This window comes from Effusibacillus consociatus (assembly GCF_042652925.1).
GTDB lineage: Bacteria > Bacillota > Bacilli > Tumebacillales > Effusibacillaceae > Effusibacillus > Effusibacillus consociatus.
In genome coordinates this window covers 134,045-147,426 of sequence record NZ_JBHSHC010000096.1, presented here as the reverse complement: position 1 = coordinate 147,426, position 13,382 = coordinate 134,045, and the positions used below count along the sequence as shown (strand labels likewise).

Genomic DNA, 13,382 nt, shown 5'->3' with positions numbered 1-13,382 from the left:
ATTGCTCCTTTTTGTAAAAAACAGACATTAGGATGTTCCTAATGTCTGTTTACACAATTTGAAAAGATCAATAGTTAGTCCATGATGTTTGTGTAGCAGCATCATCAAATGTACCAGAATAACTGATTGAAACGTACCCAATAGAAACCCCAAGACCATAACCACCCGAAGACTTGTCATGGCCATATTTACCAAGAGCGATTGCAGTTTTGCCCCATGTGTCTGCATCCTTTTGCTTGGTCTTTACCTTAAGTTGAGCCCATCCTTTGTCAAATTCACCATGATGTTTATCAATATACCATGCAGCACCGCCGAACGATATATCCGAGGTACGCCCATAACAATTGTTACCAGTATCCGTCCAAGGACCATTGAGACTTCCACTAGTATATTCTTTGCAAGCATAACCACCATTGGTATAAGTATCCGACTCAAACAAATCATTATAAGAAATTGCTACCTTATCTTGCCAATTAAAAAATGGGAATGTTTTCTATTTCCAGTTTAATTGTATAAGGTAACGGTCATAACCATCTTGGTTTGAAAGACTAGCTGTGGTGATAGAGATATCTAAATCACTAGTACTGATTGTACCTTCTGGGGTTATTTCGCCCGGTTTCACTTCTTCAAGCTCACCAGTAGATTCGTTGTAACGAAAAGACTTTTTCTCTACTGAGTTACACGTTGCTCCCGCATCTACAATCGCTTGTTTTTGCTCCTTAGGAAACTCAGCCAGTAGCTCTTGGCTATACCCTCTTTTAGATAATATACGGTCGAGTGTTTTTTCATCTTGTTGTTTGGCTGCTATTGAAGAGTTACCCATGGTTGTCAAAACTACGGCGGTTGCCAGACAAACGGTAAATAATTGTTTTAACTTCACTTCAAACAGCCTCCTTTTTCATACAACTGAAAAAACCCAAATTAGACCTTACTTTCACCCTATTTCCAACTATTCAAAGTTCTTACATTATTTAATATACCACATCATATGCACAACTTCCGCCTTCATGAATAAAAATTTCCCTCCACTATTTTAACCATAATTTAAACACTAAATTTGTTTAATATTCGTCTTAAAATTCAGTACAATTCATATAATGGGCCGTACCAGCTTCAGGCAGCTAAGACCGTGTCTCGTGAAGAAATGAAGTTTGTCATTGGACTCTTCCTACCGATAGTACTGTTTTATCCGCTTAGTAAACACATCGGGCGATGAAAAAGATATACTTTCTATTACAAAAAAGCCGCCCGGCCCAAAAATTGCCGGCGGCTATTGCGTCTATTGCCCTATTTTTTGTAATTCTTCAATACTTCACGGAATACATCCGGGTAATCGGTAAACAGACCGGTAACTCCCCAATCCAGGAGCATTTTCATATCTTCCGGCTTATTCACCGTATAAGGGTGGATCAACAATCCGGATTCCCGTACTTTTTGCACGTACGCTTGGTCAATTTTTTTGTAATTCGGACCCACAGCAATCGCATATTGTTTCATGTCATTCAATTCTGCATCCGTAATTTCTCCATGGCCTGGGGTATTCGGGTCATACCATAAGAGTTGGACAAGCGGAATGTTCGGATTTAATGCATGCGTTTTCTTCAAGCTTTCCGGGCTGAATGATTGGATGATCACTTTGGAGGAACGGCCATTTTGTCCGAAAAGGTTGTACTTGTCCAATACGAGCAGCAATTCTTCTTCCATTCCCGGATAAATTGAAGGTTCTTTCGTCTCGATGTAGTAGTTGGTATCCGTACCGAATTTCTGAAGCACTTCTTCTAACGTGGGAACCGTAAGTCCTACGTAAGAAGGGTTTGCCTTTTCGGGATATTTCTCATTAAACCAAGATCCGGCATCCAGTTTTTTGATTTCCGCCAGAGTGTGGTCTTTGACAAGACCCGTCCCATTCGTCGTACGGTCCAAAGTTTCATCATGGAGTGCGACTAGGATTCCGTCTTTCGTCATTTGCAAGTCGATTTCGATATAGTCGGCTTTCATCTTTTGTGCCATCTCATATGAGACGAGAGTGTGTTCAGGAGCATGTCCGGAAGCGCCTCGGTGTCCTATATTCAGGATTTTCTCAGGCGGTGCAGGAAGTAATGGATTAATTTGTGGGGCCGCCAGTGAAGCAGGCATAGAGATTGCCAAACCAAGTCCGAGTGCTGTAAATGAAAGCGACATCCGTTTCCGTAAATGCTTCATGTTCTCATCCCCTTGTCTGATGATTGAAAAAAGGAAAACCCCGATCCAGAGGATCGAGGTTGGTTACATTTTAGGAAGACAACTTTAACTTCTGCAACGCCTTTTCGCCTTCTTTGTAAATATCACCGGCTCCCATCGTCAGGAACACATGATCGTCGTTGACTCGGCTCATCTCCTCAAGCCAAGCAATCAAGTCCGCTTTCGGGATGTAGGTGACCCGGGGATGGTGTTTTTTCGTTTCCTCCACCAGGTCCAATATGTCAACCAGCTTTTCTTTTTCCCGTTCAGAAGCAAAAATGTCGGTTAATACAACCCAATCGGCCGCTTGAAAAGATTGTGCAAATTCACTTAACAACCTTTTGGTTCTCGAGTAGGTATGCGGTTGGAAAATGGACACCACATTGGCGTTCGGATAGTTTTCCTTCACCGCATGGAGAGTCACCCGAATTTCTGTCGGGTGATGGGCGTAATCATCATAAACAAGATGTTGATTTAAGTGCCCCTTCAATTCCAGACGTCGTTTTACCCCGACATACCCGCACAATGTTTCCTGCATGACTGAAAACGGGATATTGTAATATAAACCAACCGATACCATCGCCAGGGCGTTTTGAATGTTGTGCTCGCCTAAAAGCGGGGTTGTCATGTCACCCAAGTACTCTCCCTGAACGAACACTTTAAACTGACCAGGCCCCTTCTTTTGAGCATATACGTCGTTGTCCTCAGACAGTCCGTAAGTAATTACCCGGCAGGTCCCTTGCAGATTTCTGGCCAGATTGTCACCGCAGACAATCAGGACCCCGTCTTCAGGAAGTCGGGAAGCGCATTCCTGGAATGCGTCGAACGTGTCCTGAATGTCTTGAAAATAATCCGGGTGGTCAAAATCGATGTTCGTAACAACCATGACCTTTCCCTCATAATGCAGGAAATGCCGTTTGTATTCACATGCTTCAACCACCAAATGACGTCCGCTTCCAAAGCGGGCATTGTTCTTTATTGTTTCAATGTAAGAGCCGACCACAATGGTAGGGTCGAAGTCGGCATTCATTAAAAGAGAGCCGATCAAACCGGTTGTAGTCGTCTTTCCGTGAGTCCCGGCAACAAGGATGGATTCGTGCTCTTTTGTCAATTGTCCCAACAGCATCGGATAAGTAAGTATCGGCAGTCCCCGCTCGGCAGCTTCTTTTAATTCCACGTGGTTACTCCCATATGCGGCCGATGCACAAACAATGTCAACGTCTTTTACATTATCTGCATGAAAGGGTAACGCTTCGATTCCCGCTTGGGCCAACAGCTTATCCGTGAAAAAAGATTCCTCCACATCACTGCCCGTAACCGTATGGCCCTTCAGTTTAAAAATTTGAGCAAGGGAGCTCATGCCCGAACCTTTCACACCTGTAAAATGGATCCGCATTCCGTAGTCCTCCACCAATAGTTAATCGTCTGTACTTAGTTTGCCCTGCTTAAACTTAATTTACAAGGGTCTTTTTTCCCGGCAATTTTTACCCGTTTTTAACCCGACTCTATACTGTTCGCTCGCCACTTTCGCTTTTCGTAGGTCGGATGGGCGGCTGTACTATACTATACGCAAAATTCGCCCAGTGCTCCTATGAATTCGGCAGAACCAGAGAAACTGTCTGTGCTTTTGGTTCGAAATGCTCTGCCATTCTCTGATTTACTTGTTCATGTGTTAACTCCTCCAACACCTTTATGGAGTCGAAGAAATCGGCATCTTTAAATCGGTAAGAAGTGAAGTTTCGGGCAATATACCGTGGAGAATCCATGCCCTCAAGAAACTTTCCGATCAGCTTCTTGCGGCTCGTCTCGAAAGATTCTTTCGCTACCCCATTTTGGCGGACTTTTGCCAGTTCCTCATTAATAATCGTCATAAGCCGATCCGGGTCTTTTGTGTTTCCGCCAATCACAGAAAAGCCATAGGCTTCCGACACTTCATATTCCCATGAAAATCCTTTGTCAATTAACCCTTCATTAAACAAACGGTTAAACAGATCGGCGCTTCTTGAGAACAACGTATCAAAACCAACGGCTGTCGCTAACTCCCGTAAAAGCAAATCCCTGCCCGATACACCAGGATTGACTTCTTTAAACCCGAATAAACAGCGAGGAATGGAAACTGACAGCTTTACTTCCATTCGCGGATGAGCAGCTTCCGTTGGTTCCTCCGGGAATATGCGCTTGATCTCTCCTTGTGGAGAGATCTTCTTCCGGGCTTGATTGTCGGCAACCAATTTGACTGTCTCTTCCGGTTCGAACGGTCCGACCAGGAACAACAGCATGTTGCTCGGGTGATAGAAAGTTTTGTAACAATCCATCAATGTTTCTTTTGTAATCTTCGCGATGCTTTCGATAGTGCCCGCGATATCGATTCGAATCGGATGGTTCTTGAACAGCCCCTGCAGTACCCCGAAATAAGAACGCCAATCCGGATTGTCATCGTACATTTGAATCTCCTGACCGATGATTCCCTTCTCTTTTTCCACATTTTCATCAGTCAAATAAGGACGCTGAACAAAATCCAGCAGTGTTTCCAAATTCTCTTTTAAATGATCGGTGGCCGAAAAAAGGTAGGTGGTCATGTCAAAGGATGTGAAAGCATTAGCCGACGCACCGTATTTTGCAAAATCCTGAAACACATCCCCTTCTTCTTCTTCAAACATCTTGTGTTCGAGAAAATGGGCGATCCCGTCCGGCACAATAACAGGTTCATTCTGACCCGGCACTACAAACTCCCTGTCAATCGACCCGTATTTTGTCGAGAAGGTGGCAAACGCTTGGTTAAACTCCGGCTTCGGCATGATATAAATCTGAAGCCCGTTCTCCAGCTTCTCATAATATAACTTCTCCTGCAGCTGATCGTATTGAGTCTCACGCACCTGCGGCCACTCCTTTCCTATCCCGCAAAAAGTAGACCGTATCCAGACAAATCTGATTGGCAATTTGGATAACTTCCTCTTTTGTCACTTTCAGAACCGCTTCAATTAATTCTTCCATCGTACGCTGACGCCCCGATACGAGACCGCCGGTGTGGAGATCCGCCAGACCTTCCGGTGAATCCTGTACGGTTCGGAATGAATTGATGAGCCCATTTTTCGTGAAAGAGAGTTCGTCATCGGAGAGATTCCCCTGTTTCATCTCTTCCAGCTGCTGCTTGATGATCTGCAGAGCTTTGTCGTATTGTTCAATCTGAATTCCGGATTGGATATAAAGTATGCCTTTGTATGACTCCAGACGGCTCGAGGCATAGTAAGCAAGCGATGCTTTTTCACGCACATTCACGAATAATTTTGAGTGGGGGAAGCCGCCAAGAATCCCGTTATAAACAACCAAAGCGGGGTAACTCTCATCCGAATGGGTAACCTTTGTCCGCAATCCGATATTGAGTTTGCCCTGATTGACATCAAGCTGATCGACAACTTCCTTCACCTGCCGGGGCACAACGTCCGTTTGAGCCGGGAGAAGATTGGTCTTTGGAGTACGATCCTGCGGAAAATATTTTTGCACCAGAGACATCACCCGCTCAGGTTCAACATTCCCCACAACATAGACATGCATTGGCGCAGTTTTCATCAATTCTTGGTATGTATCGAACAAATTGCGTGCGTCAATCGTATCAAGATCCGATTTCCGGCCCAATTTCGGGATCGAAAAACGCTCCCCTTTTGTCATTTCCTCCAAGCAGCGTTCAGCCGCATAGACGATTTTGTCGTCAAGCAGCGAGTCAATTCGTTTGGCATGCTGTTCTTTCTCTTTTTCCACAAAGTCCGCCTTAAATCCGCCCGCTTCCTGAACCGGATGGAACAGCACTTCAGATAATAGCTGAATCCCTTTTTCCAATAATTGTTCCGAATTGTTCAGATACTTTTCATTCACCACTTTACAGAGAAATTCAACCAGCTGACGTTCTCCCTTTTTGGAGACCCCACCAGTCAATGTTGCCCCGTACATATCGGACAAGGCCAGTTGAATCGATTCGGAGGTGGGATGATTCTCCGTTCCCCGCATCAATACATGCGGAATCATGGCATGCATGGCAGCCTTCCCTTCTTCCAAATCGGTATGAAACGTCACTACAATTGTGTTCAACTTGTATTTGGTTGTCGGCAGAACGTGGAAATTAACCCCATTCTTATATGTCGAAAGAAAAGTTTGCAACTGCTTCGCACCTGCCCCTTCAAAATGATGACTTGCTGCGCAATACTACTAGTATCGTGTCTAATGTTAACACTAATACACTGTATATGCACGCAGTCCCAAAAATAAGCGAAAAACCCTGTCGTTTACGGTTCGACAGGGTTACAATCAGGTATTTTATCCGCGGCGCATCTGGCTTCTTGCAGCTGCTTGGGCAATATCGAAATCCACTCTGGTAATGATCGTTGATTCACGGATCCAATTCTGCACTTCACGACTCATCGTTGGAGATACGTATTTGGGAGCCCCATACTGTTCCACAAGCTGTTTCTTCGTCATAGCATGCTTTTGCGAGCAATGATAGTTTGTAAGGATCTCCATAAGTTCGCCACATATTGGACACTGAAACATTGTCATTCCTCCTAAATGGCCTCAGTTAAAATCAACCGGCCGAATCAAGGTAGTGATGATCCCGGTGTTGCAAGTGGTACGTTCTCGACGATGAGAAAAAATTCAGTATTTAATTGTTATTTCACAGTGTACTTTAAAACAACCGGGTGCACAAGGGACTCTAGGCTAAAACTTACAGCATATACAAGTTTCACCTCTCCTGGAATTAGGTCTTCCGACACACACCCTAAGTCCCGAACCCTGTTGTTAGTACGCTATGAAGCTAATGCCCGTCTCATTCCCAAAACTCCGTACAAGCTGGAGAAGAAAAACAAAAAAAGACGGACAAGGAGTCCGTCCTGCTTTAAGGAATCACTTCTTGATCTTGCCGAACGCATCCATAATGTAATTGATAAATACTCCGGCCGCTCCGGCATAGTAGGCAATTTGCAAGAGCCAGCCAGTCGGATCCATGGGCATCACATGAGCAACCACCAACAATGGTAAAACACCAAACATAATACCGGTTTTAAGGAACATTGTGAACTTGCCGACACTGAAGCTGGAAGACATTACTGCTCGGATGACGCCCAAAAGAACATTCAGACCGATTGCACCGAGCACCAACCAGAGTGCATACAGCATGTACCCAGAAATCATCTTTTGTTCCTCCCTTTTTCTGCAAACATCTCTTTTAGTAACAAGTTATGTAGTTAGGGCGGAATGTTCGATAGGCAGATGCGGATTTTTTAAAATCGTGTAATATAGAAATATAGGCAAGGGAGTGTGAAGGAATGATGAACACCCAAACTTCATTGCAACAGTTTCATGAATTCGGCAATGAACTCATTCTTCTTCAGGACTCGATACTTGCAAAATGGGGGCAGCGAACCGAAGCGGAAGAATCAGAAGCGCAATGGGTGTTTGCTTATTTTTTTCAATCCCTCCCCCTGATTCAACAGGGCAAATTGGAAACCTTTTTTGAGCGCTTCTATATGGAATGGGTCAGGCAGTTTCTGACTCCGCCAGATCCGGCATTTCTTGCCAAATGCTTAACCGTGATCGAACAGATTTGCTTTTCCGTTTTGCAAAATGTCAAAGAAAACGGCACGGATTTGACAGCTACCCTACGCCACTTGTTTACAAAATGGAAGAGTGCCTTGTGGAGGCAATCAAATTGGCAGGACTCTCCGATTGACGAAGACGAGATTGTGTCGCAAATCTTTTCTTATAAAAGCGGCCAGTTCCTGCCTTGGATTGCACTCATAAGCGAGCATTCAGGTACATTCTGCATTAAACAATGGGTAGCCAATCCCTTGTACGGGAACAAATGGCTCCCTTTGTCGTCCATCATCCGCACTCTGCATGCCCAATCTACCGAACAGTTGGCAGGTCAGCTTGTTGACTTGTTGCATGAAGGGACTTTCCGCGACAAGATTTTGCTCTTTCCGATTATTTGGAACAATCAAACCCTTTACGTGTGTTCGGTTGAAGCAGTTCCGGTATCCGATCTCCAGAGCATCTGTCAGTTTATCGTTCGTCAATTGCGCATTCAGCAGTTTCTGGAGACAAAAGTGCAGGAAACAAACAAATACTTATCAATTGCCCAATTTGGGAGAAAACTGATTGAAAGCCGAGATTTCCATGAATTGATGGACAATATCGCAACAGGTGTGGTTCGCCATTTGCCATTTCGACGCTGCGGAATTTTCAGCTATGCTTCAGACCCAAAATACGGTCGGGGGTTATGGGGAATTAATGTCGATATTCGACAGATTCAATCAATTACTGAAAAAACGGAGCGGGTTCCGGCCATCCACAAAGCGATCTTGACCAAGCACCCCTATTATGTCTCAAATGCCCTTTCCGAGTTTCCTCCGCAATACGTAACTCAGTTCGGTTTACTCTCACCTGTGGTGATACCGTTATTGAACGAGTCGAAAGTTGTGGGAATCATTTTAGCGGATCAGGGAGAAAATGTCCGTTTTGAAGTCAGTTTCGATACGCTCACTACAGCGATGGTCTTCGCTGCGGATGCCGGAAAAATGCTGAAGAACTTCTTGTCCCAATCCAACAGTGCGGCATTCGTTCCGCCGCCAAGACCGGAGGTCACCCCAACCGGATCACATCTGACAGACCGGGAACTGGAAGTCTTGCATTTGGTTGCCGAAGGACTGACGATGAAAGAAATTGCACGGCAGCTTTACATCAGTGAATTTACTGTAAGGGATCATATCACATCGATCACGAAAAAATTGAGAGCCAAAAACAAATCGCAAGCGGTTGCTCTTGCGATTCGAAAGGGTGTTATTCGGTAGTTTGAAAAGGCCTTGACTCTGATCGAGTCAAGGCTTTTGTCTAGTTCGTATAACGGACCAAACGCTCTCCGTCTGTGCTGTGGACACCCAGATGCCCTTTTTTCGCCGCTTCTTCAATCCAACCGAATCCCCAAAAGGTGCGCGGAACATCCGTAAAATGCTGTTCCACTTTTTCATCCCCGTCAACCAAAGGCCCCCGGCCCAAAGAGCGATTCATCATGACCACCGCTTCGACACGTTTCACCTCATTGTCCGGTCGGAAACTTCCGTCTGCATAACCGGAAACGAAACTCAGCTGAGCGGCTGTTTGAATTGCGTCACGAGCCCAATGAGAAGGTCCAACGTCCTTGAAGACTTTTGCAATATGGCTGTCATCAGTTGAGAAATGAGGCGGGTTGAGTCCGTTCATTCTCAACACCACCATGGTCAATTCCGCCCGAGAAATAGGACGATCCGGATAAAACTTTCCATCCGGATACCCGGAAAAGATTCCTGCCTCTGCTGCGGCCTGTATATAGGAGTACGCCCAATGTGTCCGATCCAGATCCTGAAAGGATCTTTCCTTTTGATATGTTTTTAAGCCCTTAATTCTGGCCACAATGGTCGCCATTTCAGCTCTTGTTGTCCAATTTTCAGGACGGAAAGTTTGATCCTGATACCCATCAATAAAAGCCATGTGCTCAGCAGGTCCAATAATCACCTTGTTTGGCGGTGATGTAATTTCACGATCTCCTATTTTTACCGTTGCACGATTTTCAATCAGTGTCCCCGCCGGAGCACTTTCATTCACCTTCACATGCAATTCTTGGATGCTTCCTCCCTTTGCTGCCAATTCCCCAATATTCCAAATCACCGTGTTGGACACAGAGCTGTAAGAAGCGCCAGGAGCTGAAACGAAAGCAACTTGTTGAGGCAGTTTGTCCAACAGTTGAACAGACTCGATCGCTGTGTCTTTATTATTACGAACCAGGATCCGGTACGTAATCAAACCTCCGGGAACCGCTGAATCGGCACCTGATATTTTGCTTACGCTGATATTTACTTCGGTACCGGTTTGAGAGCCGGGAATCAAATTGTCGATCGGCTGATCGGGCAGTTGGTTCGGCACTTCGTTAGGCAACTCACTAGGAAGCTGATTGGAACCCGGCAGCGGAGTCAAGGGTTGAGAGATAGTGCCGCTGTTTAGTCCTCCGCCTGACAAAATGGAATCCGCAGTTTGAGTAAGATCTGCTCCAGTCGATCCGGTGCTCGAACCCAGTGTTTGATCTAACAATGTGGTCGCTGGATCCGTGCCGCTCAATGCAGAAACGGGAAATACAGTAAACAAATTCACGATAACTGCCAAAATCAAACATCTTTGAAGTCTAGCTCCCATGGATCTCACCCTTTCTTCCCCCCGCCTGAAACTTTTATTTTGATTTTGTTTTTTAATTATAATTTTTTTCTGAAAACACTAAATCGTAAAAAAATACGGCTTAAATTGTCGTAATTTATCGAAAATATTCTCGAAAATAAATGCCCCCTATAAAATTAGGGGGCAAACAGTAACCGGACAAGTCGGAATCATCTTGTTAAAAATACTTGAGTCCAATAGATTCTCATGTTTCCGCCAAACGCCACGCCACACCCGAGATCCGTAAAAGCCGGATTCATGATATTGCGTCGGTGACCCGGTGAATTGAGCCAGCTTTTGACCACTTCCTCCGGAGTCGGTTGACCGGCTGCAATGTTTTCCCCGGCTCCTCTGAACGGGATCTGGTACATGTTCAGCATGTCAAAGGGTGAACCGTAAGTTGGACTTTGATGGGCAAAATAGGAGCGATCCCGCATATCTTCCGATTTGTGTCGGGCCATTCTGGTCACTTCCCAATTATATTTGAGCGGGCGGAGTCCCTGTGCCGTACGTGCTTGATTGGTCAACTGCAGAACGCGCTGCTCAAAACTTCTCACTTTTGGATCCACTCTCGGAATCAACAGACGCTGTCCCGGATAGATCAAATTCGGATTTTTCAAGCGGTTTTGCCCTATGATTTCATCGATTCCAACTTGGAAACGCTGGGCGATTTTCCATACGCTGTCGCCCCATTTGACCGTATAAGGTGTGGGAGGCAGCTCTGCAAAGGCCGATTTCCCGAATACAATCAAAGATAGAAATAATACCGCCGCAACCGTCAATCGTTTCACGCAAACGCCTCCTTGATGGGAAGATACAAATATAATTTGCACGGCTCACTGTTCTTTCATCCCCAATGTTGTACAATGAAAACAAATACCTTCTGCAAATCGGGGTGATCCCTTGCATTTTCAACTACAAGTATTTGTTACCGTTGTGGAGAAGAAAAATTTCTCCCGAGCCGCGGAGGCTCTGAACCTCACCCAGCCTGCCGTTTCGCAGCAGATTCACTCGCTGGAAGATCATTATGGGGTGAAATTGTTTGAACGAAACAGCAAACGGGTGGAGATGACCCGAGCAGGGGAAATTTTGTATCAGTATGCTGCACAAATTCTGAATTTGCATCAGGAAGCGCATCAAGCAATTAACGATTTGATGGGACTTGTAACAGGAAAACTGAGTATCGGTGCATCTTTAACCATAGGGGAATATGTGCTTCCAAAGCTGCTGTCGGTCTTCACGAAACAATTTCCGGACGTGGAGGCTTCGGTCTCGATTGGAAACACGGAGGTCATTGCAGACAATACACTGAACAACCGGATTGATGTGGGGCTGGTGGAAGGACCCGTGAACCCGGCCAATCTGATCATTACTCCTTTTTTGGAAGACGAGATGGTATTGATTGTACCCTCCGGTCATAATCTGGCACTGTTAAATGAAGTACACACAACCGACCTGACGGAAGAAACTTTCATCGTGCGGGAAGCGGGTTCAGGCACCCGATTTGTCGTAGAAGAACTGTTCAGAACGTTGGAGTTTCATCCAAAGCGGGAAATCCAATTTGGCTCTACACAGGCTATCAAGAACGCGGTGGAAGCCGGTTTGGGAGTTGCCTTCATATCCAAATGGAGCATCCAGAAGGAGTTAAAGCTCGGCACATTAGCCTACGTTCGGATGAAGGGCCACTCGTTTCCACGTCCCTTCTCGATCATCTGGAAGAAGGGGCAGTTTCAATCCCGAGCCATGAAGGAATTTGTAAATCTTACCGTGTCTTCGGATTTTCTTTCGGCGTTGGAAGCTCCCATGACCTGATCAAACGCCCGGCTGGGGGGCCACCTGAAAAAAAGAGAATAAGGGCCTGTAAGTCCTTTATGGAGGTACTCACCTGCCAGCGATGGCAAAAAGAAAGCGCCTTGCTCACGCAAGGCGCTTTCTTTTTGGCGGAGAGGGTGGGATTCGAACCCACGAGACGGTTCCCCGCCTACACGATTTCGAGTCGTGCTCCTTCGACCAGCTCGGACACCTCTCCAGAACCACCCCAGAAAGTGACGTTGATGCTGCCGGAGTTCACTCCGAGTACTTTCTGGGGCCCCCCAAAAAATGGAGGCCTATTTGGTGCGGCTAATAGGAATCGAACCTATGGCCCCCACCGTGTCAAGGTGGTGCTCTCCCTCTGAGCTATAGCCGCAAAACACCCCATAAAGTTCAACTTGGCGGTTTACCGCTTAGTTGCAACGATAAAAAACCATATTCGGGGTAATTTTTTGGTGCGGTCGAGAGGACTTGAACCTCCACGAGCTTGCGCCCACAAGAACCTGAATCTTGCGCGTCTGCCAATTCCGCCACGACCGCACAATCTCATGACGACGTATGTTATAATACTACGACGAACTTCCTTTTTCAAGATCGTCAAGTGAACAAATCGAAACAAATGAAATCGTTTTTTCCTGTTTCCTTCGGCTTTTTATGTTTCTCTTCAGTTTTTATCTATCCGGATAGAAGGAATAAAATATCGTTGACATGTATAAATATTCACACTACAATAATACTAACCTGAGAGCACTCAGGTAACCCACCTTCGTTTGGTTCTATGAAAAAGAGACGCTTCCCCATAGCGTCTCTTTTTCATTTCATGATTTATTTCCCCACGGGTACAATAACGGAAGACAGGAGGGACACAAATGGATATCATCGCTATGGAACGGAATGTCCAAGAATTCGTAAAACAAAGACTGGCTGCCGGTGAGAGTTTTCCAACAGCGTTTGACGTTGCGTCTCGTCTTCAAATCCCCGTTTCAATGGCCGATCGTGCATTGCGCAATCTAAATCAAGAGGGGACCATTTCTTTCCCTTATACGCAAAGCACCGAATACTAAGCAGCAAGAACCCCAGGGGGTGCATTTCAGCCACTCCCCAGGGGTTTTTCA

13 protein-coding genes and 3 tRNA genes are annotated in these 13,382 nt (G+C 45.6%); 3 read left to right on the top strand and 13 right to left on the bottom strand.

What is annotated here, in order from left to right; translation table 11 throughout:
* Positions 1-67: 67 nt before the first annotated feature.
* The 8 genes from ACFO8Q_RS12200 to ACFO8Q_RS12165 form a co-directional block, all read right to left on the bottom strand.
* Positions 68-439 (bottom strand): hypothetical protein, encoded by a 372-nt coding sequence (locus ACFO8Q_RS12200; protein WP_380026055.1) that lies wholly within the window; start codon positions 437-439, stop codon positions 68-70.
* Between the two features lie 54 nt (positions 440-493).
* Positions 494-880: a hypothetical protein gene (locus ACFO8Q_RS12195; protein ID WP_380026054.1), complete on the bottom strand. Its 387-nt coding sequence runs from the start codon at positions 878-880 to the stop codon at positions 494-496.
* A 407-nt stretch (positions 881-1,287) separates the two neighbouring features.
* On the bottom strand, positions 1,288-2,202 hold the full coding sequence (locus ACFO8Q_RS12190; RefSeq protein WP_380026053.1) for a glycerophosphodiester phosphodiesterase: 915 nt from the start codon (positions 2,200-2,202) through the stop codon (positions 1,288-1,290).
* Between the two features lie 70 nt (positions 2,203-2,272).
* Positions 2,273-3,616: a UDP-N-acetylmuramate--L-alanine ligase gene (gene murC / locus ACFO8Q_RS12185; RefSeq protein ID WP_380026052.1), complete on the bottom strand. Its 1,344-nt coding sequence runs from the start codon at positions 3,614-3,616 to the stop codon at positions 2,273-2,275.
* Between the two features lie 193 nt (positions 3,617-3,809).
* On the bottom strand, positions 3,810-5,096 hold the full coding sequence (gene yfmH, locus ACFO8Q_RS12180) for an EF-P 5-aminopentanol modification-associated protein YfmH (RefSeq protein WP_380026051.1): 1,287 nt from the start codon (positions 5,094-5,096) through the stop codon (positions 3,810-3,812).
* The gene (yfmF, locus tag ACFO8Q_RS12175; RefSeq protein ID WP_380026050.1) at positions 5,089-6,375 is read right to left on the bottom strand and encodes an EF-P 5-aminopentanol modification-associated protein YfmF; all 1,287 of its coding nucleotides are present in this window, start codon (positions 6,373-6,375) and stop codon (positions 5,089-5,091) included. The genes yfmH and yfmF overlap by 8 nt, the downstream gene beginning before the upstream one ends.
* Before the next feature lie 156 nt (positions 6,376-6,531).
* On the bottom strand, positions 6,532-6,765 hold the full coding sequence (locus ACFO8Q_RS12170) for a hypothetical protein (RefSeq protein WP_380026049.1): 234 nt from the start codon (positions 6,763-6,765) through the stop codon (positions 6,532-6,534).
* A 351-nt stretch (positions 6,766-7,116) separates the two neighbouring features.
* The gene (locus tag ACFO8Q_RS12165; RefSeq protein WP_380026048.1) at positions 7,117-7,404 is read right to left on the bottom strand and encodes a hypothetical protein; all 288 of its coding nucleotides are present in this window, start codon (positions 7,402-7,404) and stop codon (positions 7,117-7,119) included.
* Positions 7,405-7,538: 134 nt separating this feature from the next.
* Here ACFO8Q_RS12165 and ACFO8Q_RS12160 point away from each other — a divergent pair, with 134 nt between their 5' ends.
* The gene (locus ACFO8Q_RS12160; protein ID WP_380026047.1) at positions 7,539-9,062 is read left to right on the top strand and encodes a LuxR C-terminal-related transcriptional regulator; all 1,524 of its coding nucleotides are present in this window, start codon (positions 7,539-7,541) and stop codon (positions 9,060-9,062) included.
* A gap of 40 nt (positions 9,063-9,102) precedes the next feature.
* On the opposite strand, the gene ACFO8Q_RS12155 is transcribed toward ACFO8Q_RS12160, so the two are convergent.
* Together ACFO8Q_RS12155 and ACFO8Q_RS12150 are read right to left on the bottom strand one after the other, a co-directional pair.
* Entirely contained in the window at positions 9,103-10,437 is a 1,335-nt protein-coding gene (locus tag ACFO8Q_RS12155) for an S-layer homology domain-containing protein (protein WP_380026101.1), read from the bottom strand.
* A 188-nt stretch (positions 10,438-10,625) separates the two neighbouring features.
* Positions 10,626-11,246 carry a CAP domain-containing protein gene (locus tag ACFO8Q_RS12150; protein ID WP_380026046.1) on the bottom strand — a complete coding sequence of 207 codons (621 nt, stop codon included), beginning with the start codon at positions 11,244-11,246 and terminating at the stop codon, positions 10,626-10,628.
* A 112-nt stretch (positions 11,247-11,358) separates the two neighbouring features.
* On the opposite strand from ACFO8Q_RS12150, the gene ACFO8Q_RS12145 reads away from it, so the two are divergent.
* Complete coding sequence (locus ACFO8Q_RS12145) at positions 11,359-12,267, top strand: selenium metabolism-associated LysR family transcriptional regulator (RefSeq protein WP_380026045.1); 909 nt, start codon at positions 11,359-11,361, stop codon at positions 12,265-12,267.
* Positions 12,268-12,393: 126 nt separating this feature from the next.
* Here the strand turns inward: ACFO8Q_RS12145 and ACFO8Q_RS12140 are convergent.
* The 3 genes from ACFO8Q_RS12140 to ACFO8Q_RS12130 all read right to left on the bottom strand — a co-directional run bounded on the left by ACFO8Q_RS12140 (position 12,394) and on the right by ACFO8Q_RS12130 (position 12,807).
* Positions 12,394-12,484: transfer RNA gene (locus ACFO8Q_RS12140), tRNA-Ser, on the bottom strand.
* 84 nt (positions 12,485-12,568) lie between these two features.
* A tRNA-Val gene (locus tag ACFO8Q_RS12135) sits at positions 12,569-12,643 on the bottom strand.
* A gap of 77 nt (positions 12,644-12,720) precedes the next feature.
* Positions 12,721-12,807, bottom strand: a tRNA-Leu gene (locus ACFO8Q_RS12130).
* Between the two features lie 329 nt (positions 12,808-13,136).
* On the opposite strand from ACFO8Q_RS12130, the gene ACFO8Q_RS12125 reads away from it, so the two are divergent.
* The gene (locus ACFO8Q_RS12125; protein ID WP_380026044.1) at positions 13,137-13,331 is read left to right on the top strand and encodes a hypothetical protein; all 195 of its coding nucleotides are present in this window, start codon (positions 13,137-13,139) and stop codon (positions 13,329-13,331) included.
* Positions 13,332-13,382 lie beyond the last annotated feature (51 nt).

Bases quoted from the DNA above. Each gene is read 5' to 3' on its own strand.
- ACFO8Q_RS12190 (WP_380026053.1), bottom strand. From the start codon at position 2,202: ATGAAGCATTTACGGAAACGGATGTCGCTTTCATTTACAGCACTCGGA.
- murC (WP_380026052.1), bottom strand. From the start codon at position 3,616: ATGCGGATCCATTTTACAGGTGTGAAAGGTTCGGGCATGAGCTCCCTT.
- ACFO8Q_RS12170 (WP_380026049.1), bottom strand. From the start codon at position 6,765: ATGTTTCAGTGTCCAATATGTGGCGAACTTATGGAGATCCTTACAAAC.
- ACFO8Q_RS12165 (WP_380026048.1), bottom strand. From the start codon at position 7,404: ATGATTTCTGGGTACATGCTGTATGCACTCTGGTTGGTGCTCGGTGCA.
- ACFO8Q_RS12160 (WP_380026047.1), top strand. From the start codon at position 7,539: ATGATGAACACCCAAACTTCATTGCAACAGTTTCATGAATTCGGCAAT.
- ACFO8Q_RS12155 (WP_380026101.1), bottom strand. From the start codon at position 10,437: ATGGGAGCTAGACTTCAAAGATGTTTGATTTTGGCAGTTATCGTGAAT.
- ACFO8Q_RS12125 (WP_380026044.1), top strand. From the start codon at position 13,137: ATGGATATCATCGCTATGGAACGGAATGTCCAAGAATTCGTAAAACAA.